General features: G+C 49.7%; 11 protein-coding genes, 6 tRNA genes and 6 rRNA genes. 21 read left to right on the top strand and 2 right to left on the bottom strand.

From position 1 onward, the window contains the following. Window positions 1-192 precede the first annotated feature (192 nt). The gene (gene pgi, locus DYA43_RS12700; RefSeq protein ID WP_055453706.1) at window positions 193-1,845 is read left to right on the top strand and encodes a glucose-6-phosphate isomerase; all 1,653 of its coding nucleotides are present in this window, start codon (window positions 193-195) and stop codon (window positions 1,843-1,845) included. 89 nt (window positions 1,846-1,934) lie between these two features. Here pgi and DYA43_RS12695 read toward each other — a convergent pair whose 3' ends face one another. Together DYA43_RS12695 and zur are read right to left on the bottom strand one after the other, a co-directional pair. After that, window positions 1,935-2,396 (bottom strand): chemotaxis protein CheX, encoded by a 462-nt coding sequence (locus DYA43_RS12695; protein WP_020433733.1) that lies wholly within the window; start codon window positions 2,394-2,396, stop codon window positions 1,935-1,937. Window positions 2,397-2,420: 24 nt separating this feature from the next. Further along, entirely contained in the window at window positions 2,421-2,870 is a 450-nt protein-coding gene (zur, locus tag DYA43_RS12690; RefSeq protein WP_061056948.1) for a zinc uptake transcriptional repressor Zur, read from the bottom strand. Window positions 2,871-3,119: 249 nt separating this feature from the next. On the opposite strand from zur, the gene dusA reads away from it, so the two are divergent. The 20 genes from dusA to DYA43_RS12580 all read left to right on the top strand — a co-directional run bounded on the left by dusA (window position 3,120) and on the right by DYA43_RS12580 (window position 22,172). Next, window positions 3,120-4,103 (top strand): tRNA dihydrouridine(20/20a) synthase DusA, encoded by a 984-nt coding sequence (gene dusA, locus DYA43_RS12685; RefSeq protein ID WP_081094786.1) that lies wholly within the window; start codon window positions 3,120-3,122, stop codon window positions 4,101-4,103. A 156-nt stretch (window positions 4,104-4,259) separates the two neighbouring features. Next, window positions 4,260-4,469 (top strand): envelope stress response protein PspG, encoded by a 210-nt coding sequence (gene pspG, locus DYA43_RS12680; protein WP_032080834.1) that lies wholly within the window; start codon window positions 4,260-4,262, stop codon window positions 4,467-4,469. Window positions 4,470-4,563: 94 nt separating this feature from the next. Continuing rightward, window positions 4,564-5,229 carry a TIGR04219 family outer membrane beta-barrel protein gene (locus DYA43_RS12675; protein ID WP_020332701.1) on the top strand — a complete coding sequence of 222 codons (666 nt, stop codon included), beginning with the start codon at window positions 4,564-4,566 and terminating at the stop codon, window positions 5,227-5,229. A 142-nt stretch (window positions 5,230-5,371) separates the two neighbouring features. Beyond that, window positions 5,372-5,602 (top strand): hypothetical protein, encoded by a 231-nt coding sequence (locus tag DYA43_RS12670; RefSeq protein ID WP_024374468.1) that lies wholly within the window; start codon window positions 5,372-5,374, stop codon window positions 5,600-5,602. 96 nt (window positions 5,603-5,698) lie between these two features. After that, window positions 5,699-7,552, top strand: a complete 1,854-nt coding sequence (locus DYA43_RS12665; RefSeq protein ID WP_172465284.1) for an assimilatory sulfite reductase (NADPH) flavoprotein subunit — start codon at window positions 5,699-5,701, stop codon at window positions 7,550-7,552. Continuing rightward, window positions 7,552-9,285 (top strand): assimilatory sulfite reductase (NADPH) hemoprotein subunit, encoded by a 1,734-nt coding sequence (gene cysI, locus DYA43_RS12660; RefSeq protein WP_061056946.1) that lies wholly within the window; start codon window positions 7,552-7,554, stop codon window positions 9,283-9,285. Before DYA43_RS12665 ends, cysI begins: the two co-directional genes overlap by 1 nt. Then, entirely contained in the window at window positions 9,278-10,051 is a 774-nt protein-coding gene (locus DYA43_RS12655; protein ID WP_061056945.1) for a phosphoadenylyl-sulfate reductase, read from the top strand. The genes cysI and DYA43_RS12655 overlap by 8 nt, the downstream gene beginning before the upstream one ends. Before the next feature lie 547 nt (window positions 10,052-10,598). Continuing rightward, a 16S ribosomal RNA gene (locus DYA43_RS12645) occupies window positions 10,599-12,151 on the top strand. Window positions 12,152-12,216: 65 nt separating this feature from the next. Beyond that, a tRNA-Ile gene (locus DYA43_RS12640) sits at window positions 12,217-12,293 on the top strand. A gap of 42 nt (window positions 12,294-12,335) precedes the next feature. Next, window positions 12,336-12,411 (top strand) — tRNA-Ala (locus DYA43_RS12635). A gap of 292 nt (window positions 12,412-12,703) precedes the next feature. Further along, window positions 12,704-15,591 (top strand): 23S ribosomal RNA (locus DYA43_RS12630). 94 nt (window positions 15,592-15,685) lie between these two features. After that, window positions 15,686-15,801, top strand: a 5S ribosomal RNA gene (rrf, locus tag DYA43_RS12625). 294 nt (window positions 15,802-16,095) lie between these two features. Continuing rightward, a 16S ribosomal RNA gene (locus DYA43_RS12620) occupies window positions 16,096-17,648 on the top strand. Between the two features lie 67 nt (window positions 17,649-17,715). Next, window positions 17,716-17,791 (top strand) — tRNA-Glu (locus DYA43_RS12615). 1 nt (window position 17,792) lies between these two features. Beyond that, window positions 17,793-17,868: transfer RNA gene (locus tag DYA43_RS12610), tRNA-Lys, on the top strand. Between the two features lie 28 nt (window positions 17,869-17,896). Further along, window positions 17,897-17,972 (top strand) — tRNA-Val (locus DYA43_RS12605). 350 nt (window positions 17,973-18,322) lie between these two features. After that, window positions 18,323-21,210 (top strand): 23S ribosomal RNA (locus tag DYA43_RS12595). Between the two features lie 93 nt (window positions 21,211-21,303). After that, window positions 21,304-21,419: ribosomal RNA gene (gene rrf / locus DYA43_RS12590) — 5S ribosomal RNA — on the top strand. The 16S, 23S and 5S rRNA genes sit together here with 6 tRNA genes alongside, the layout of an rRNA operon. 32 nt (window positions 21,420-21,451) lie before the next feature. Continuing rightward, a tRNA-Asp gene (locus tag DYA43_RS12585) sits at window positions 21,452-21,528 on the top strand. A 314-nt stretch (window positions 21,529-21,842) separates the two neighbouring features. Next, window positions 21,843-22,172, top strand: coding sequence for a hypothetical protein (locus DYA43_RS12580; RefSeq protein WP_061056944.1), 330 nt, complete (start codon window positions 21,843-21,845; stop codon window positions 22,170-22,172). The last annotated feature ends 29 nt before the right edge of the window (window positions 22,173-22,201 follow it).

Raw genomic sequence — 22,201 nt, 5'->3', positions numbered from 1 at the left:
TTACGTGACTTAACTCAATGTGGGGGTACATGAGCTGAGTCATAATTGTGCATTGAAAATTTATTACACTTTGATCTGCTTCAGGCAGAGAATTTTATCATTTTCTTTTTGCTTAATCGGGGATTCTGCATTCTTGGCGCCAGTGACTAAGATTAGTGGAATAAAATCGACAGTAACATCGGGATAGATACCATGTTGAAAAATATCAATCCAACGCAAACTCAAGCTTGGAAAGCACTGACCGCGCATTTTGAATCGGCGCAGGATATGGACCTCAAAACTCTGTTCGCAGAGGACAGCCAGCGTTTCGCAAAATACTCGACTCGTTTCGGTAACGACATTCTGGTCGACTACTCTAAGAACCTGGTCAATGAAGAAACCATGAAGCACCTGTTCGCTCTGGCTGAAGAGACCGACGTGAAAAGCGCGATTCAGGCGATGTTCAGTGGTGAAGCGATCAACCAGACTGAAGGCCGTTCTGTGCTGCACACCGCGTTGCGTAATCGCAGCAATACGCCAGTGATGGTGAAAGGCGAAGATGTCATGCCAGCAGTGAATGCTGTGCTTGAGAAAATGAAATCTTTCTCTGAACGTATCATTGGCGGTGAGTGGAAAGGCTTTACTGGCAAAGCGATCACTGACGTTGTCAACATCGGTATCGGTGGCTCTGACCTCGGTCCCTACATGGTGACTGAAGCGCTGACACCATACAAAAACCACCTGACCATGCACTTTGTGTCTAACGTCGATGGTACGCACATTGCAGAAACGCTGAAGAAAGTGAATCCGGAAACGACGCTGTTCCTGGTCGCTTCAAAAACCTTCACCACGCAAGAAACCATGACCAATGCGCACTCTGCGCGTGACTGGTTCCTGGCAACCGCTGGCGATGACGCACACGTAGCAAAACACTTCGCGGCGCTGTCAACCAACGCACAAGCGGTAGCGGAATTTGGTATTGATACCGACAACATGTTCGAGTTCTGGGACTGGGTTGGTGGTCGTTACTCTCTGTGGTCTGCAATCGGCCTGTCTATCATTCTGTCGATCGGTTTTGACAACTTCGTTGAGCTGCTGACGGGCGCGCATGAAATGGATAAGCATTTCGTTGAAACTCCGTTCGAAAGCAACATCCCAATGATCCTGGCGTTGATTGGTATTTGGTACAACAACTTCCACGGTGCCGAATCAGAAGCGATTCTGCCATACGATCAGTACATGCACCGCTTTGCAGCTTACTTCCAGCAAGGCAACATGGAATCTAATGGCAAGTTCGTTGACCGCGACGGCAACCCGGTGACTTACCAGACGGGACCAATCATTTGGGGTGAACCAGGCACGAACGGTCAGCACGCGTTCTACCAGCTGATTCATCAAGGCACGAAGCTGATCCCTTGTGACTTCATCGCACCAGCTCTGACTCACAATGCCGTCAGCGATCACCATCAGAAACTGATGTCGAACTTCTTCGCGCAAACAGAAGCGTTGGCATTCGGTAAATCAGCAGAAGTGGTGAAAGCAGAATTCATCAAAGCGGGTAAAACAGAAGAAGAAGTAGCGGCACTGATTCCATTCAAAGTGTTTGAAGGTAACCGTCCGACGAACTCTATTCTGGTGAAACAAATTACCCCACGTTCGCTGGGTAACCTGATCGCAATGTACGAACACAAAATCTTCGTTCAGGGCGTGATTTGGAACATCTTCACCTTTGACCAATGGGGTGTGGAACTGGGCAAACAGCTGGCAAACCAAATCCTGCCTGAACTGGCAGATGGCGCGCAAATCAGCTCTCACGACAGTTCAACGAATGGCCTGATCAACGCATTTAAAGCGTTTCGTGGCTAATTAGGCGATTCCGGGTCTAGGCCCGGAGTCACAGATAAAAAAAGCGGATGCCTTGGCATCCGCTTTTTATTGGAATTGAATCAGAAAGGTTATTCGAAACAGATTTCGATGAAGGCATTTCCCCACTGCGAGGCAAATGGCATGATGATGATCGAACCTTCACATTTGTGACGAATGGTGTGTCCCTTGCCGGAAACAACAACCGGGGTTGCCATATCAAAATCAAACCCACTTTCGGCCAGAATACGTTTCGCGCCGCCAGTGACCATGTTGGTGATTTCACCCACCATGTCCGTCACTTCTTCATTTAACCCGTTCGGTCGCTCGCCCAGCATATTCTGCATAATTTCCAGAGCCAGACTTTCATCGAAAGTGATCGACATGGAGCCGCGAGTTTGCTGCCCAACCATACCAATCAGGCCGGACACATCACCTCGGGCAATTTCGTCTTTTTTCAGACGAGGTTTCTGAGGCTTCAGTTCGAGAGAAGCCATCGTTTTTAACACGTTCAGCAGAGACGCTAAAAACGGGTTTACAAATTCAGCGCGCATAACCTTCTTCTATTGTTTCATTCTTTACTTCGAGGAACACGATTGGCATACACCATGAGACTCAATCACATGATTGACGATTTTAAAGCCGTGTTTCTCCGCGTTGTTTGCCAGCAAGGCTATCAGACTATCATCTTGCAATTCAATAACGTTGCCGCACTGGTCACAAATCAATAGCTGAGAAAAGTGCTTATGGGCATTACAGGAGCAGCAGGATATAAAGCTGTTGGTTGATTCCACCCGGTGTATGAAGCCTTGTTCCATCAGAAAATCCAGCGCCCGGTATACCGTGGGTGGTTTCGCCTGAGGTTCACTCTGCTTCAGATCTTCCAGCAATTCATAAGCACTGGAGGCTTTTTTGCTGGCACAGATGAGCTCAAATACCCGTTTTCGCTGAGAAGTCAGCCTGACACCTCGTGCCGCACATATTTCTTCAATCTGTTTGGTAAGCTTATTGTCCAAATCTATCACCATAACCGTCGGACTTTAGTAATCATATACTATTTCCGGATGAATATCGTTTTGCTCATCAATAAATCTGGCTTGATTCAAACACTAACAACGATATTCCCATAGATAAGCGCTAAGTTACCTTATCTTGCCGTAAAACGATACTACCGAAGAACTGTTGGCGATATAAACAGAAGCGATTACAATGCCAAACTTTCTTTTTGGTCACCCGGTGGCCGAATGCTTGTTGATTGAAATGGGGATGTTGAACCAATGACTCACTCATGTCGGCTTTCTGTGGCGCCAATGTTGGATTGGACTGACCGCCACTGCCGCTATTTCCATCGTTTGCTGTCATCGCAAACCTTGCTTTATACCGAAATGGTAACCACAGGTGCGATCATCCATGGAAAGGGTGACTTCTTGGCGTACAATGAGGAGGAACACCCGGTTGCGTTGCAGCTTGGTGGTTCGAACCCAGCGGATCTGGCGCGTTGTGCCAAACTGGCGCAGGAACGCGGTTACGATGAAATTAACCTCAATGTCGGCTGTCCGTCAGATCGCGTACAGAACGGCCGCTTTGGTGCTTGCTTGATGGCGGAACCTGATTTGGTTGCGCAGTGTGTCGCGGCGATGAAAGAGGTGGTGGATATTCCGGTAACGGTGAAAACCCGTATCGGTATCGACGATCAGGACTCGTATGAGTTTCTGACTAACTTCGTTACGTTGGTGTCTGAAAAAGGTGGCTGCGAGCAGTTCACCATTCATGCACGCAAAGCGTGGTTGAGCGGTTTGAGCCCGAAAGAGAACCGCGAGATCCCGCCGCTGGATTACCCTCGCGCGTATCAGCTTAAGCAGGATTTTCCACATCTGACCATCGCTGTTAATGGTGGGGTGAAGACGTTGGCTGAAGCCAAAGAACATCTCCAACATTTGGATGGCGTCATGATCGGCCGTGAAGCGTACCAAAGCCCATACTTGCTGGCAGAAGTGGATCAGCAAATCTTTGGTCTGGATACGCCGGTGAAGAAGCGTTCGCAGGTGGTGCAAGAAATGTATCCGTACATTGAGCAGCAACTGGCACAGGGGAGCTATCTGGGCCACATTACTCGTCATATGCTGGGCTTGTTCCAGAATATGCCGGGCGCGCGTCAGTGGCGTCGCCATATCAGTGAAAACGCACACAAAGCGGGCGCTGGTATTGAAGTGGTCGAGCAGGCGCTGGCCAAAATTCCTTATCAGGAGTTGGATGTGTAAATTTCGCCAATTTATGGTGACTTTAACCAATTAATAGAGGCCGTGGAAGTAGTGTTTTCACGGCCTTTTTATTTTTTCCTTTTTAGAACAGTCAATTACCGTGCTTGTTTTGCTTGGCGCGAAACGTGCAGTGTTGGAGTAAAAAGGAGAGCAATGATGATTGAGCTGATTTTTATTCTGGTCTTTGTGGCCAGTCTGTTGGTCACCGGACTCACGGTGTTTGGGGCGCTGATTGCTGCCGCTGTTGCCTTTGTGGTGCTGATGTTACTGAGCATGTTAGGGTTTGCAATTAAGTTGCTCCCTTGGATTATCGTGATTGCACTTGGTGTCTGGGTGTACCGCCACTATCAGCAAATTCCGCGTTAAGAATAGCGTCCTGTCCTTAACTAAGCTGGCTTGTGTGCTAATATGCCGATATTGAATATGGCTGAAAATGTGTACTTGGACAGGAGCGACAACAATGAATAAGCCAGCTATGGCGATAGTAACAACGGCGTTTTTATCGCTTTCTTCCACGGCATGGTGTGAGGATTCTTCGTACACTGTGAACGTGGGTGCTGAGATGTGGCGAGGAAGTACTAAGATTGACGAAATTCGCCGTGATACGGATTACGCTCCTTCTTTCCATGCTGCGGTCGAAAGTGATATCCGTTACCTGCCCAACGTCAGTGTGCGTTATACCAGTGTTGATGCAGACTATGCGTCTTATGACAAATGGGACTACACCTTCTATTACACGCTGCTTCATCATGAGCTGATGAACTTCGATGCCGGCGTAACGCTTACTCGCTACAGCAATACCGACTACCAAGCGCTGGATACCAGAACTTACGATTTTGATGAAACCACTTTTAACTGGTACGCGTCAGCGGCGCTGTCGATCCCGGATACCAATTTTGATGTTATCGGTCAGTTCGATGTTGGTAACAGCAGCGGGATTAAGAGTTCTGACGTGACGGCTGGGATTCAGTATCGACTGCCAATCCAAGAGGGCTTATGGACCATCAAAGGTGGCTACCGCGTCATCGATTTGGAATTTGAAGATCTCGCCAAGCAATCTCCAGATACCGAAACGTCCTACGTCTTTGTTGACGGTTGGTTTCTGGGTGCAGAGTTCCGCTTCTGAACCTCTTTCTCTTACTTTAAACGCCACCGCTTTCCGGTGGCGTTTTTGTTCTGTTAACGACAATCTCATCAGCAGAATTCGCAATCTTCCCGAAATAGACCATGCTTAATGTGATGGATCGGCAATATGAGTGAGAGTGGCGATGACTATCACGGAACTGAGAAACCTTTACCGCGAGAACCAACTTGTAGAAGCCATAATTGAACCCTCTTCAGAAGAAGGCGCGTGGATTGTGGAATTTCGTCACCAACGGGGAGGATTTGTGCTGCTGACTGGCACGAATGGCGAGGAGTGCCATTACATCGATCTTGACCAGGCTTCTAAATCGGCGATGGCGGTGGGATTTAAGCAGGTGAGAGTGGAATCTAAGTAAGGTGAAATGTTACCCGCCTTACTTCCAAAAAGTTATAAAACATGCTCATCTATTCTTTCTTGTTATTAAGAGGAGTGGTTAATCTATCGTCACGCAATGAATAAGGAAGTCGTGACAATGTCTTCAGGAAACACCATACCAAAAGAGCTAGCTGGGCTTGCAAGCCCACTCAACGACTCGCAGCTAAACCAGCTGCAACAAACGATTTCACAACTCTCACCTCAGCAAATGGCTTGGGTGAGCGGTTATTTCTGGGGGCTAAGCCAGTCTCAGACTCTGGGCGCTTCAGCACCTTTGACTCAGGCGGCTGCTCTGACCTCCGCAAAACCTGCAGGTAAGCTGACCATTATCTTTGCTTCGCAAACCGGTAACGCTAAAGGTGTGGCCGAAGCATTAGAACAGGAAGCTCAGGCTGCTGGTATCACGGTACAATTATTTGATGCCAGTGATTACAAAGGCAAAGATCTGGCGAAAGAAACGCATGTGATCTTTGTGGCTTCAACCAATGGTGAAGGCGAAGCGCCGGACAACGCGCTGGAGCTGCATGAATTCCTGCAATCGAAAAAAGCTCCGAAACTGCCAAACCTGCAATACGGTGTGATTGGCTTGGGTGACTCGAGCTATGAGTTTTTCTGCCAAACTGGTAAAGACTTCGATGCTTTCCTTGAAAAACTGGGCGCGAAACGCTTTATCGATCGCGTTGATTGTGATGTGGACTATGACGCTCCTGCTGCCGAATGGCGTGCTAAAGCACTAGAAAGTGTTAAAGAAGCGTTGGCGGGTAGCCAGGCGGAAGTGGTTCAGTTGCCCGTTGGCCAAGCCACGACTTCTCACTCTCAGTACAACAAACAAAATCCTTACACCGCGACATTGCTGACCAGCCAGAAAATCACTGGCCGCGATTCGGGCAAAGACGTGCGTCACATCGAAATCGATTTGGCAGACTCGGGTCTGACTTATCAACCGGGTGATGCGTTGGGCGTATGGTATGAAAACAGTGCAGAACTGGCGAATGCTGTGTTGGCGGCGGCAGGTTTGTCTGGTGTTGAAAGTGTCGAAGTTGATGGTGAGAGTTTATCGCTGCACAGCGCACTGGTCAGCAAATACGAAATCACGGGTTCGAATCCGCAGTTCGTCACTAAGTTTGCTGAGCTGTCTGGCAGTAAGAAACTGCAAAAGCTGGTGGAAGATAAAGACAAGCTACGTGAATACGCGGTAAACACTCAAATTGTCGATGTACTAAAAGAAAAGAAAACCAAGCTCTCAGCTGAACAATTGATTTCTCTGCTACGTCGCCTCACGCCACGTCTGTACTCTATCGCATCCAGCCAATCGGAAGTGGATGAAGAAGTGCACTTGACGGTGGGCATCGTGGAATACGATGTGGATGGCGAAGTTCGTCAAGGCGGCGCGTCCAGCTTTTTGGGGCAGCGTTTGGAGGAAGGTGAGTCGGTGAAAGTGTTCATCGAGCACAACAACAACTTCAAACTGCCGCAAGATGATTCAACGCCAGTGATCATGATTGGCCCGGGTACTGGTATTGCGCCGTTCCGCAGCTTTATCCAAGAGCGTGATAACCGCGGAGCGGATGGTAAGAGCTGGTTGTTCTTTGGCGATCGCACCTTCACCCAAGATTTCCTTTACCAAGTGGAATGGCAGAAATACCTGAAGTCGGGCGCGCTCACGCGCTTGGACGTCGCCTTCAGCCGTGACCAACATGAAAAAGTGTACGTGCAACACCGTGTGTTGGAGCAAGCTGAGCAGGTATGGCAATGGCTGCAAGATGGCGCCTACGTTTATATCTGTGGTGATGCCACACGCATGGCGAAAGATGTCCATGAAGCGCTGATCGTCGTCGCGCAGCAACAGGGTGGCCTGTCACGTGAAAAAGCAGAAGAATATTTCAATGAGCTTCGTAAAGCGAAACGTTACCAGAGGGATGTGTACTAATGAGCACCAAGATTGAAAACAACGTACAGGAAGTTCTTGGCGAAGTGCTCGGCTCGCTTTCTGATAATGAACGTCTCAAGCGCGAAAGTAATTTCCTACGCGGCACGATCGAACAAGATCTGCAAGATCGCATTACGGGCGGATTTACCGCTGATAACTTCCAGTTGATCCGCTTCCACGGCATGTATCAGCAGGATGACCGTGACATTCGCAACGAACGTACCAAACAAAAACTGGAGCCGCTGCACAATGTGATGCTGCGTGCTCGTATGCCGGGCGGCATCATCCAGCCAAAACAGTGGCTGGCGATCGATAAGTTTGCAACCGAACACTCTCTGTATGGCAGTATCCGTCTGACGACCCGCCAGACCTTTCAGTTCCATGGCGTTCTGAAACCGAACATTAAATTGATGCACCAGACACTCAACAGCATCGGAATCGATTCGATTGCGACCGCGGGTGACGTAAACCGTAACGTACTATGTACCTCAAACCCGGTGGAATCTGAGCTGCACCAAGAAGCGTACGAATGGGCATCGAGAATCAGTGAGCATCTGCTGCCAAAAACGCGCGCTTATGCCGAAATCTGGTTGGATGGTGAGAAAGTGGAAGCCACCGATGAGGAACCGATTCTGGGCAGTAACTACTTACCGCGTAAATTCAAAACGACCGTGGTGATCCCGCCACAAAATGACGTGGACGTGCACGCTAACGATCTTAACTTCGTGGCGATTGCGGACAACGGCAAGCTGGTTGGCTTTAACGTGTTGGTGGGCGGTGGTCTGGCGATGACGCATGGCGACACCTCGACTTATCCTCGTCGCGCTGATGACTTCGGCTTTATTCCACTGGATAAAACGTTAGACGTTGCTGCTGCCGTGGTCACAACACAACGCGATTGGGGTAACCGTTCAAACCGTAAGAACGCGAAAACCAAATACACGCTGGATCGTGTTGGCGTTGATGTCTTTAAAGCGGAAGTGGAAAAACGTGCGGGCGTGATGTTTGGCGATAGCCGTCCATACGAGTTCACTGAACGCGGGGATCGTATCGGTTGGGTAGAAGGCATCGATGGCAAGCATCACCTGACGCTGTTCATTGAAAACGGACGTTTGTTAGATTTCCCTGGCAAGCCACTTAAAACCGGTGTGGCGGAAATTGCGAAGATTCACCAAGGCGATTTCCGTATGACGGCAAACCAAAACTTGATCATCGCTGGTGTCCCGGCTGATCAAAAAGCCGCGATCGAAGCATTGGCAGTGTCACATGGCTTAATGGACAGCAGTGTCAGCGAGCAGCGTAAGAATTCGATGGCGTGTGTGGCGTTCCCAACCTGTCCGTTGGCGATGGCTGAAGCTGAACGCTTCCTGCCGGAGTTTGTCACTCAGGTCGAAGGTATTCTGGAAAAACACGCGCTGCCAAAAGAAGACAACATCATTCTGCGTGTCACTGGTTGTCCGAACGGTTGTGGCCGCGCGATGCTGGCTGAAATCGGTTTGGTGGGTAAAGCGCCTGGCCGTTACAATTTGCACCTCGGTGGCAACCGCGCGGGAACCCGTGTGCCGAAGATGTATAAAGAGAACATCACCGACAAACAGATCCTGGAAGAAATTGATACGCTGGTGGGCCGTTGGGCGAAAGAGCGTGAGGTGGGTGAAGGGTTTGGTGATTTCACGATTCGTACCGGCATCATCCAAGAAGTGATCGTGTCTAAGAGGGACTTTTATGCCTGAGATCGTCGCGACTCCTAATTTGACGGAGTTGTTAACGCTCACCAAGGCGGAGCAGGCGCTCCACTTGGCCGAAGTTAACGCGTATTTAGAAACGCTCACGGCGCAGGAACGTGTCGTTTGGGCTCTGGAAAACTTACCGGGTACTCATGCGGTCTCTTCCAGCTTTGGAATTCAGGCTGCAGTGATGCTGCATTTGGTGACGTCAGTCAACAAGGATGTCCCTGTGGTTTTGACCGACACGGGCTATTTGTTTCCGGAAACCTACCAGTTTATTGATCAACTGACGGAGCGTTTGAATCTGAATCTCAAGATTTACACCGCAGAGATGTCGTCCGCGTGGCAGGAAGCTCGCTTTGGTAAATTGTGGGAACAGGGCGTGACGGGGATTGAGCAATACAATCGCATCAATAAAGTGGAACCGATGCGCCGTGCGCTGCATGAACTTGAAGTTGGTACTTGGTTCTCGGGCTTGCGCCGTGAGCAATCGAAGTCACGGGCGACCTTACCGATTCTTGCGGTTCAAAATGGTGTCTTCAAATTCCTTCCGGTGATCGATTGGACCAATAAAGATGTCCACTATTACCTGAAAGACAACGATCTGCCGTATCACCCGCTTTGGGATGAGGGCTACCTGTCGGTTGGTGATACACATACCACGCGTAAGTGGGAACCGGGAATGAGCGAAGAAGAAACGCGATTCTTTGGTTTGAAGCGAGAATGTGGGCTGCATGAAGAGTCTCCTGAGCAAGATGGGTCAGGTATCTAATGTGTCTAATATAGAAAAAGCCGCGCTAGCGGCTTTTTCTATATATAAGAGGTGTGGGCTAACCGCGATCCAAGTGCTAAATAGAATAACTCTGTGGATAAGTTGTACGTATCATTGGGGTAAAGTTGGATAAATAAGGCTTTGAGCGTTAATTCATCACTTAAGTGTTATTTTTGCATTTTTTCAGAAAAAGTACTTGCCAGTGTGATTCGGATCTCTATAATGCCACCTCGTCGACAGGGCAAGGGCTCACAAGGGTTCAAGGCTAGTCAGACAGGCCAGAAAGAAAAACGAAATGATTTGAAAAAAGTGTTTGACACTGATGATTATCTCGCTAGAATGGCCGCCTCTTCCACGGTGACTCAGTCGCTGAAGTAGGAAGAAAGCTCTTTAACAATATAAACCTATCAATCTGTGTGGGCACTCGTTGATGATAATTGCAAAAGATTTATCAATGAACTGAGTGACCAATTTGATACTTCGGTATCGAGCACAGTCAATTCAACATTACATAGTAATGTTATCAGTATTCATTGAGCCAAAACTTTAATTGAAGAGTTTGATCATGGCTCAGATTGAACGCTGGCGGCAGGCCTAACACATGCAAGTCGAGCGGCAGCGACAACATTGAACCTTCGGGGGATTTGTTGGGCGGCGAGCGGCGGACGGGTGAGTAATGCCTGGGAAATTGCCCTGATGTGGGGGATAACCATTGGAAACGATGGCTAATACCGCATGATAGCTTCGGCTCAAAGAGGGGGACCTTCGGGCCTCTCGCGTCAGGATATGCCCAGGTGGGATTAGCTAGTTGGTGAGGTAAGGGCTCACCAAGGCGACGATCCCTAGCTGGTCTGAGAGGATGATCAGCCACACTGGAACTGAGACACGGTCCAGACTCCTACGGGAGGCAGCAGTGGGGAATATTGCACAATGGGCGCAAGCCTGATGCAGCCATGCCGCGTGTATGAAGAAGGCCTTCGGGTTGTAAAGTACTTTCAGCAGTGAGGAAGGAGGTATCGTTAATAGCGGTATCTTTTGACGTTAGCTGCAGAAGAAGCACCGGCTAACTCCGTGCCAGCAGCCGCGGTAATACGGAGGGTGCGAGCGTTAATCGGAATTACTGGGCGTAAAGCGCATGCAGGTGGTTTGTTAAGTCAGATGTGAAAGCCCGGGGCTCAACCTCGGAATTGCATTTGAAACTGGCAGGCTAGAGTACTGTAGAGGGGGGTAGAATTTCAGGTGTAGCGGTGAAATGCGTAGAGATCTGAAGGAATACCGGTGGCGAAGGCGGCCCCCTGGACAGATACTGACACTCAGATGCGAAAGCGTGGGGAGCAAACAGGATTAGATACCCTGGTAGTCCACGCCGTAAACGATGTCTACTTGGAGGTTGTGGCCTTGAGCCGTGGCTTTCGGAGCTAACGCGTTAAGTAGACCGCCTGGGGAGTACGGTCGCAAGATTAAAACTCAAATGAATTGACGGGGGCCCGCACAAGCGGTGGAGCATGTGGTTTAATTCGATGCAACGCGAAGAACCTTACCTACTCTTGACATCCAGAGAACTTAGCAGAGATGCTTTGGTGCCTTCGGGAACTCTGAGACAGGTGCTGCATGGCTGTCGTCAGCTCGTGTTGTGAAATGTTGGGTTAAGTCCCGCAACGAGCGCAACCCTTATCCTTGTTTGCCAGCGAGTAATGTCGGGAACTCCAGGGAGACTGCCGGTGATAAACCGGAGGAAGGTGGGGACGACGTCAAGTCATCATGGCCCTTACGAGTAGGGCTACACACGTGCTACAATGGCGCATACAGAGGGCGGCCAACTTGCGAAAGTGAGCGAATCCCAAAAAGTGCGTCGTAGTCCGGATTGGAGTCTGCAACTCGACTCCATGAAGTCGGAATCGCTAGTAATCGTGAATCAGAATGTCACGGTGAATACGTTCCCGGGCCTTGTACACACCGCCCGTCACACCATGGGAGTGGGCTGCAAAAGAAGCAGGTAGTTTAACCTTCGGGAGGACGCTTGCCACTTTGTGGTTCATGACTGGGGTGAAGTCGTAACAAGGTAGCGCTAGGGGAACCTGGCGCTGGATCACCTCCTTATACGAATGATTATTGCGATGAGTGTTCACACAGATTGATGGTTTATACGTTTTAGAGACGATACTGGGTCTGTAGCTCAGGTGGTTAGAGCGTTCGCCTGATAAGCGAGAGGTCGGTGGTTCGAGTCCACTCAGACCCACCAATCTTCCTCCCAGAGGATTGGCACACAGTATCAACACCTGATGGGGCTATAGCTCAGCTGGGAGAGCGCCTGCCTTGCACGCAGGAGGTCAGCAGTTCGATCCTGCTTAGCTCCACCATCTTTAAGCACATTTGCTTAAGTGTTCTTAAACATGGTTTTCAGTAGAAAATCTGCTCTTTAACAATTTGGAAAGCTGACAAAACAATCTTTTAAAAGATTGTTTGTAAAGTTCTCAATGTATTCCTTAACGGAATACACCAACAAACACATTCAAGTGTGCTTGGTATCGAAGCTTACTGTTTCAGTAAGTCTTCAAATTGAGTCCGGCAAAATCAGTCACACACTCATGAAAAATAAATGTGTGACACCTAGGTTGTTTAACAACAACCCGAAACTCCTTCGGGTTGTATGGTTAAGTGACTAAGCGTACACGGTGGATGCCTTGGCAGTCAGAGGCGATGAAGGACGTAGTAACTTGCGATAAGCTCAGATTAGGCAGTAACAGCCACTTGAGTCTGAGATTTCCGAATGGGGAAACCCAACTGCATAAGCAGTTATCATTAACTGAATACATAGGTTAATGAAGCGAACCGGGGGAACTGAAACATCTAAGTACCCCGAGGAGAAGAAATCAACCGAGATTCCGATAGTAGCGGCGAGCGAAATTGGATTAGCCCTTAAGCTTTACATGCGTCAGGTGAAGGTTCTGGAAAGGACCGCGAAACAGGGTGATAGCCCCGTAGCCGACAGCGCATGTTCAGTGAAATCGAGTAGGGCGGGACACGTGTTATCCTGTCTGAATATGGGGGGACCATCCTCCAAGGCTAAATACTCCTGACTGACCGATAGTGAACCAGTACCGTGAGGGAAAGGCGAAAAGAACCCCTGTGAGGGGAGTGAAATAGAACCTGAAACCGTGTACGTACAAGCAGTAGGAGCCTCTTCGTGGGGTGACTGCGTACCTTTTGTATAATGGGTCAGCGACTTATATTCAGTGGCAAGGTTAACCATTTAGGGGAGCCGTAGGGAAACCGAGTCTTAACTGGGCGTTCAGTCTCTGGATATAGACCCGAAACCGGGTGATCTAGCCATGGGCAGGTTGAAGGTTGAGTAACATCAACTGGAGGACCGAACCGACTAATGTTGAAAAATTAGCGGATGACTTGTGGCTAGGGGTGAAAGGCCAATCAAACTCGGAGATAGCTGGTTCTCCCCGAAAGCTATTTAGGTAGCGCCTCGGACGAATACTACTGGGGGTAGAGCACTGTTAAGGCTAGGGGGTCATCCCGACTTACCAACCCTTTGCAAACTCCGAATACCAGTAAGTACTATCCGGGAGACACACGGCGGGTGCTAACGTCCGTCGTGGAGAGGGAAACAACCCAGACCGCCAGCTAAGGTCCCAAATTACAGCTAAGTGGGAAACGATGTGGGAAGGCTCAGACAGCTAGGATGTTGGCTTAGAAGCAGCCATCATTTAAAGAAAGCGTAATAGCTCACTAGTCGAGTCGGCCTGCGCGGAAGATGTAACGGGGCTAAGCTGTAAACCGAAGCTGCGGCAATGCGATTTATCGTATTGGGTAGGGGAGCGTTCTGTAAGCCGTTGAAGGTGTGTTGTAAAGCATGCTGGAGGTATCAGAAGTGCGAATGCTGACATGAGTAACGACAAGGGGGGTGAAAAACCTCCCCGCCGGAAGACCAAGGGTTCCTGTCCAACGTTAATCGGGGCAGGGTAAGTCGACCCCTAAGGCGAGGCCGAAAGGCGTAGTCGATGGGAAACGGGTTAATATTCCCGTACTTCTTACAATTGCGATGGGGGGACGGAGAAGGCTAGGTGGGCCTGGCGACGGTTGTCCAGGTTCAAGTGCGTAGGCTTGAGGGTTAGGTAAATCCGGCTCTCTCTAAGGCTGAGACACGACGTCGAGCTACTACGGTAGTGAAGTCATTGATGCCATGCTTCCAGGAAAAGCCTCTAAGCTTCAGATTGTAAGGAATCGTACCCCAAACCGACACAGGTGGTCGGGTAGAGAATACCAAGGCGCTTGAGAGAACTCGGGTGAAGGAACTAGGCAAAATGGTACCGTAACTTCGGGAGAAGGTACGCTCTTGATGGTGAAGTCCCTCGCGGATGGAGCTGATGAGAGTCGCAGATACCAGGTGGCTGCAACTGTTTATTAAAAACACAGCACTGTGCAAAATCGTAAGATGACGTATACGGTGTGACGCCTGCCCGGTGCCGGAAGGTTAATTGATGGGGTTAGCGTAAGCGAAGCTCTTGATCGAAGCCCCGGTAAACGGCGGCCGTAACTATAACGGTCCTAAGGTAGCGAAATTCCTTGTCGGGTAAGTTCCGACCTGCACGAATGGCGTAATGATGGCCACGCTGTCTCCACCCGAGACTCAGTGAAATTGAAATCGCTGTGAAGATGCAGTGTACCCGCGGCTAGACGGAAAGACCCCGTGAACCTTTACTACAGCTTGGCACTGAACATTGAACCTACATGTGTAGGATAGGTGGGAGGCTTTGAAGACGTGACGCTAGTTGCGTTGGAGCCGTCCTTGAAATACCACCCTTGTATGTTTGATGTTCTAACTTAGCCCCGTTATCCGGGGTGAGGACAGTGCCTGGTGGGTAGTTTGACTGGGGCGGTCTCCTCCCAAAGAGTAACGGAGGAGCACGAAGGTGGGCTAATCACGGTTGGACATCGTGAGGTTAGTGCAATGGCATAAGCCCGCTTAACTGCGAGAATGACGGTTCGAGCAGGTGCGAAAGCAGGTCATAGTGATCCGGTGGTTCTGTATGGAAGGGCCATCGCTCAACGGATAAAAGGTACTCCGGGGATAACAGGCTGATACCGCCCAAGAGTTCATATCGACGGCGGTGTTTGGCACCTCGATGTCGGCTCATCACATCCTGGGGCTGAAGTCGGTCCCAAGGGTATGGCTGTTCGCCATTTAAAGTGGTACGCGAGCTGGGTTTAGAACGTCGTGAGACAGTTCGGTCCCTATCTGCCGTGGGCGTTGGAAGATTGAAGGGGGCTGCTCCTAGTACGAGAGGACCGGAGTGGACGAACCTCTGGTGTTCGGGTTGTGTCGCCAGACGCATTGCCCGGTAGCTAAGTTCGGAATCGATAACCGCTGAAAGCATCTAAGCGGGAAGCGAGCCCTGAGATGAGTCTTCCCTGATACTTTAAGTATCCTAAAGGGTTGTTCGAGACTAGAACGTTGATAGGCAGGGTGTGTAAGCGTTGTGAGGCGTTGAGCTAACCTGTACTAATTGCCCGTGAGGCTTAACCATACAACACCCAAGGGGTTTTGTAGTGGACTCAAAGCTAAGCGCATAAGAATGTGTTGAGAGAACGAAAAACAGCTTTCCGAATTTTAAGAATTTGCTTGGCGACCATAGCGTTTTGGACCCACCTGATCCCATTCCGAACTCAGAAGTGAAACGAAACAGCGTCGATGGTAGTGTGGGGTCTCCCCATGTGAGAGTAGAACATCGCCAGGCTTTAAATTGCACTTGCTTAACTTTTAAGCAAGTCACCATAGGGCTCTAAAAAACTTAGAGTTTTATGTTGACTTTCACGGTGTGAAGCGTAATATACGCGTCCTGCCTACGTGCTAACGCACTGAAAGCAAAGCTCTTTAACAATATAAACCTATCAATCTGTGTGGGCACTCGTTGATGATAATCGCAAAAGATTTATCAATGAACTGAGTGACCAATTTGATACTTCGGTATCGAGCACAGTCAATTCAACATTACATAGTAATGTTATCAGTATTCATTGAGCCAAAACTTTAATTGAAGAGTTTGATCATGGCTCAGATTGAACGCTGGCGGCAGGCCTAACACATGCAAGTCGAGCGGCAGCGACAACATTGAACCTTCGGGGGATTTGTTGGGCGGCGAGCGGCGGACGGGTGAGTAATGCCTGGGAAATTGCCCTGATGTGGGGGATAACCATTGGAAACGATGGCTAATACCGCATGATAGCTTCGGCTCAAAGAGGGGGACCTTCGGGCCTCTCGCGTCAGGATATGCCCAGGTGGGATTAGCTAGTTGGTGAGGTAAGGGCTCACCAAGGCGACGATCCCTAGCTGGTCTGAGAGGATGATCAGCCACACTGGAACTGAGACACGGTCCAGACTCCTACGGGAGGCAGCAGTGGGGAATATTGCACAATGGGCGCAAGCCTGATGCAGCCATGCCGCGTGTATGAAGAAGGCCTTCGGGTTGTAAAGTACTTTCAGCAGTGAGGAAGGAGGTATCGTTAATAGCGGTATCTTTTGACGTTAGCTGCAGAAGAAGCACCGGCTAACTCCGTGCCAGCAGCCGCGGTAATACGGAGGGTGCGAGCGTTAATCGGAATTACTGGGCGTAAAGCGCATGCAGGTGGTTTGTTAAGTCAGATGTGAAAGCCCGGGGCTCAACCTCGGAATTGCATTTGAAACTGGCAGGCTAGAGTACTGTAGAGGGGGGTAGAATTTCAGGTGTAGCGGTGAAATGCGTAGAGATCTGAAGGAATACCGGTGGCGAAGGCGGCCCCCTGGACAGATACTGACACTCAGATGCGAAAGCGTGGGGAGCAAACAGGATTAGATACCCTGGTAGTCCACGCCGTAAACGATGTCTACTTGGAGGTTGTGGCCTTGAGCCGTGGCTTTCGGAGCTAACGCGTTAAGTAGACCGCCTGGGGAGTACGGTCGCAAGATTAAAACTCAAATGAATTGACGGGGGCCCGCACAAGCGGTGGAGCATGTGGTTTAATTCGATGCAACGCGAAGAACCTTACCTACTCTTGACATCCAGAGAACTTAGCAGAGATGCTTTGGTGCCTTCGGGAACTCTGAGACAGGTGCTGCATGGCTGTCGTCAGCTCGTGTTGTGAAATGTTGGGTTAAGTCCCGCAACGAGCGCAACCCTTATCCTTGTTTGCCAGCGAGTAATGTCGGGAACTCCAGGGAGACTGCCGGTGATAAACCGGAGGAAGGTGGGGACGACGTCAAGTCATCATGGCCCTTACGAGTAGGGCTACACACGTGCTACAATGGCGCATACAGAGGGCGGCCAACTTGCGAAAGTGAGCGAATCCCAAAAAGTGCGTCGTAGTCCGGATTGGAGTCTGCAACTCGACTCCATGAAGTCGGAATCGCTAGTAATCGTGAATCAGAATGTCACGGTGAATACGTTCCCGGGCCTTGTACACACCGCCCGTCACACCATGGGAGTGGGCTGCAAAAGAAGCAGGTAGTTTAACCTTCGGGAGGACGCTTGCCACTTTGTGGTTCATGACTGGGGTGAAGTCGTAACAAGGTAGCGCTAGGGGAACCTGGCGCTGGATCACCTCCTTATACGAATGATTATTGCGATGAGTGTTCACACAGATTGATACGGTTTAAATGTGAAGAGTATCTTAGTGTCCCGTTCGTCTAGAGGCCTAGGACACCGCCCTTTCACGGCGGTAACAGGGGTTCGACTCCCCTACGGGATACCACGGGTCGTTAGCTCAGTTGGTAGAGCAGTTGACTTTTAATCAATTGGTCGCAGGTTCGAATCCTGCACGACCCACCATTTCCTGCCACAGGAAATCAAATAATGTGGGCGATTAGCTCAGTTGGGAGAGCACCTGCCTTACAAGCAGGGGGTCACTGGTTCGAACCCGGTATCGCCCACCACTCTCTAAGAATTTTTGGATAGGATAGCCAAACCACTTCAGTAAAACGGGTGTGGTTCGGATTTCTGACGCTGAGAATCCTTAGAAAGTGTTTCTTTCGATAGAAAGTGGCATAGCTCTTTAACAATTTGGAAAGCTGACAAAACAACAATTTATTGTTGTTTGTAAAGTTCTCAATGTATTCCTGAATGGAATACACCAACAAACACATTCAAGTGTGCTTGGTATCGAAGCTTACTGATTCAGTAAGTCTTCAAATTGAGTCCGGCAAAATCAGTCACACACTCATGAAAAATAAATGTGTGACACCTAGGTTGTTTAACAGCAACCCGAAACTCCTTCGGGTTGTATGGTTAAGTGACTAAGCGTACACGGTGGATGCCTTGGCAGTCAGAGGCGATGAAGGACGTAGTAACTTGCGATAAGCTCAGATTAGGCAGTAACAGCCACTTGAGTCTGAGATTTCCGAATGGGGAAACCCAACTGCATAAGCAGTTATCATTAACTGAATACATAGGTTAATGAAGCGAACCGGGGGAACTGAAACATCTAAGTACCCCGAGGAGAAGAAATCAACCGAGATTCCGATAGTAGCGGCGAGCGAAATTGGATTAGCCCTTAAGCTTTACATGCGTCAGGTGAAGGTTCTGGAAAGGACCGCGAAACAGGGTGATAGCCCCGTAGCCGACAGCGCATGTTCAGTGAAATCGAGTAGGGCGGGACACGTGTTATCCTGTCTGAATATGGGGGGACCATCCTCCAAGGCTAAATACTCCTGACTGACCGATAGTGAACCAGTACCGTGAGGGAAAGGCGAAAAGAACCCCTGTGAGGGGAGTGAAATAGAACCTGAAACCGTGTACGTACAAGCAGTAGGAGCCTCTTCGTGGGGTGACTGCGTACCTTTTGTATAATGGGTCAGCGACTTATATTCAGTGGCAAGGTTAACCATTTAGGGGAGCCGTAGGGAAACCGAGTCTTAACTGGGCGTTCAGTCTCTGGATATAGACCCGAAACCGGGTGATCTAGCCATGGGCAGGTTGAAGGTTGAGTAACATCAACTGGAGGACCGAACCGACTAATGTTGAAAAATTAGCGGATGACTTGTGGCTAGGGGTGAAAGGCCAATCAAACTCGGAGATAGCTGGTTCTCCCCGAAAGCTATTTAGGTAGCGCCTCGGACGAATACTACTGGGGGTAGAGCACTGTTAAGGCTAGGGGGTCATCCCGACTTACCAACCCTTTGCAAACTCCGAATACCAGTAAGTACTATCCGGGAGACACACGGCGGGTGCTAACGTCCGTCGTGGAGAGGGAAACAACCCAGACCGCCAGCTAAGGTCCCAAATTACAGCTAAGTGGGAAACGATGTGGGAAGGCTCAGACAGCTAGGATGTTGGCTTAGAAGCAGCCATCATTTAAAGAAAGCGTAATAGCTCACTAGTCGAGTCGGTCTGCGCGGAAGATGTAACGGGGCTAAGCTGTAAACCGAAGCTGCGGCAATGCGATTTATCGTATTGGGTAGGGGAGCGTTCTGTAAGCCGTTGAAGGTGTGTTGTAAAGCATGCTGGAGGTATCAGAAGTGCGAATGCTGACATGAGTAACGACAAGGGGGGTGAAAAACCTCCCCGCCGGAAGACCAAGGGTTCCTGTCCAACGTTAATCGGGGCAGGGTAAGTCGACCCCTAAGGCGAGGCCGAAAGGCGTAGTCGATGGGAAACGGGTTAATATTCCCGTACTTCTTACAATTGCGATGGGGGGACGGAGAAGGCTAGGTGGGCCTGGCGACGGTTGTCCAGGTTCAAGTGCGTAGGCTTGAGGGTTAGGTAAATCCGGCTCTCTCTAAGGCTGAGACACGACGTCGAGCTACTACGGTAGTGAAGTCATTGATGCCATGCTTCCAGGAAAAGCCTCTAAGCTTCAGATTGTAAGGAATCGTACCCCAAACCGACACAGGTGGTCGGGTAGAGAATACCAAGGCGCTTGAGAGAACTCGGGTGAAGGAACTAGGCAAAATGGTACCGTAACTTCGGGAGAAGGTACGCTCTTGATGGTGAAGTCCCTCGCGGATGGAGCTGATGAGAGTCGCAGATACCAGGTGGCTGCAACTGTTTATTAAAAACACAGCACTGTGCAAAATCGTAAGATGACGTATACGGTGTGACGCCTGCCCGGTGCCGGAAGGTTAATTGATGGGGTTAGCGTAAGCGAAGCTCTTGATCGAAGCCCCGGTAAACGGCGGCCGTAACTATAACGGTCCTAAGGTAGCGAAATTCCTTGTCGGGTAAGTTCCGACCTGCACGAATGGCGTAATGATGGCCACGCTGTCTCCACCCGAGACTCAGTGAAATTGAAATCGCTGTGAAGATGCAGTGTACCCGCGGCTAGACGGAAAGACCCCGTGAACCTTTACTACAGCTTGGCACTGAACATTGAACCTACATGTGTAGGATAGGTGGGAGGCTTTGAAGACGTGACGCTAGTTGCGTTGGAGCCGTCCTTGAAATACCACCCTTGTATGTTTGATGTTCTAACTTAGCCCCGTTATCCGGGGTGAGGACAGTGCCTGGTGGGTAGTTTGACTGGGGCGGTCTCCTCCCAAAGAGTAACGGAGGAGCACGAAGGTGGGCTAATCACGGTTGGACATCGTGAGGTTAGTGCAATGGCATAAGCCCGCTTAACTGCGAGAATGACGGTTCGAGCAGGTGCGAAAGCAGGTCATAGTGATCCGGTGGTTCTGTATGGAAGGGCCATCGCTCAACGGATAAAAGGTACTCCGGGGATAACAGGCTGATACCGCCCAAGAGTTCATATCGACGGCGGTGTTTGGCACCTCGATGTCGGCTCATCACATCCTGGGGCTGAAGTCGGTCCCAAGGGTATGGCTGTTCGCCATTTAAAGTGGTACGCGAGCTGGGTTTAGAACGTCGTGAGACAGTTCGGTCCCTATCTGCCGTGGGCGTTGGAAGATTGAAGGGGGCTGCTCCTAGTACGAGAGGACCGGAGTGGACGAACCTCTGGTGTTCGGGTTGTGTCGCCAGACGCATTGCCCGGTAGCTAAGTTCGGAATCGATAACCGCTGAAAGCATCTAAGCGGGAAGCGAGCCCTGAGATGAGTCTTCCCTGATACTTTAAGTATCCTAAAGGGTTGTTCGAGACTAGAACGTTGATAGGCAGGGTGTGTAAGCGTTGTGAGGCGTTGAGCTAACCTGTACTAATTGCCCGTGAGGCTTAACCATACAACACCCAAGGGGTTTTGTATTGGACTCAAAGCTAAGCGCATAAGAATGTGTTGAGAGAACGAAAACAGCTTTCCGAATTTTAAGAATTTGCTTGGCGACCATAGCGTTTTGGACCCACCTGATCCCATTCCGAACTCAGAAGTGAAACGAAACAGCGTCGATGGTAGTGTGGGGTCTCCCCATGTGAGAGTAGAACATCGCCAGGCTTTAAATTTAGACTCTTGAGTCTAACCAGTGCGGAGCGGTAGTTCAGTTGGTTAGAATACCGGCCTGTCACGCCGGGGGTCGCGGGTTCGAGTCCCGTCCGCTCCGCCACTTATTTAAGACCTCAGCAGCAATGCTGGGGTTTTTTGCTATCTGGGAGTTGCTAAACCTCCACACTCTCCAGCCTCACTGAGCGCTTCGCTCTCCTCTTTCTCTCGCCCTTACGCTTTGTCGCTCGCAAGCGTTATTCCTAACGGCTAACGGATTGTTACCTATCTAAGCTCTTACACCTTTGCTTTGTTGTCATCGCGCCTCTGTTTGGTAAAGATAGACTTCGCTACTCTTACTCTGTGTATTGGTAGGGTCTTATTTATACCGACTGTAATGGCATACCTGCCTCACTAGTATCAAACTCGACTAATCTCATGATCTACAAAGGAACATCGCTCATAGGCGTTTCTGGCTTTGGAGCTGACTTTTGGATAAGAACAGCGGCTCGTTTGTCCGGTTTAGATCTCCTGCCTGTCAGCAATATTCTTATATGCCTGAATCTTTCATTGATTGATGTGTATCCTGGTTATTTGTCAGTCGTGGTATGGCGAATTTTTATGACTCAGTCACTTTTGTTTCAAACAAGAGAGAAGATTAAAACTAATAATATTCATGTAGCTCTAGGCTCCATGTTCTGGCTGCAAATGAGAAATGAGGATCTTCGAGGAAGGAACAGTAGTGATGAACAAAGTAGGAAGGCGTGAAGATAAAGTGATGTGCGTGTTTAAGATAA

The organism is Vibrio fluvialis (assembly GCF_900460245.1).
Lineage (GTDB): Bacteria > Pseudomonadota > Gammaproteobacteria > Enterobacterales > Vibrionaceae > Vibrio > Vibrio fluvialis.
This window is presented reverse-complemented; position numbering and strand designations above follow the sequence as displayed.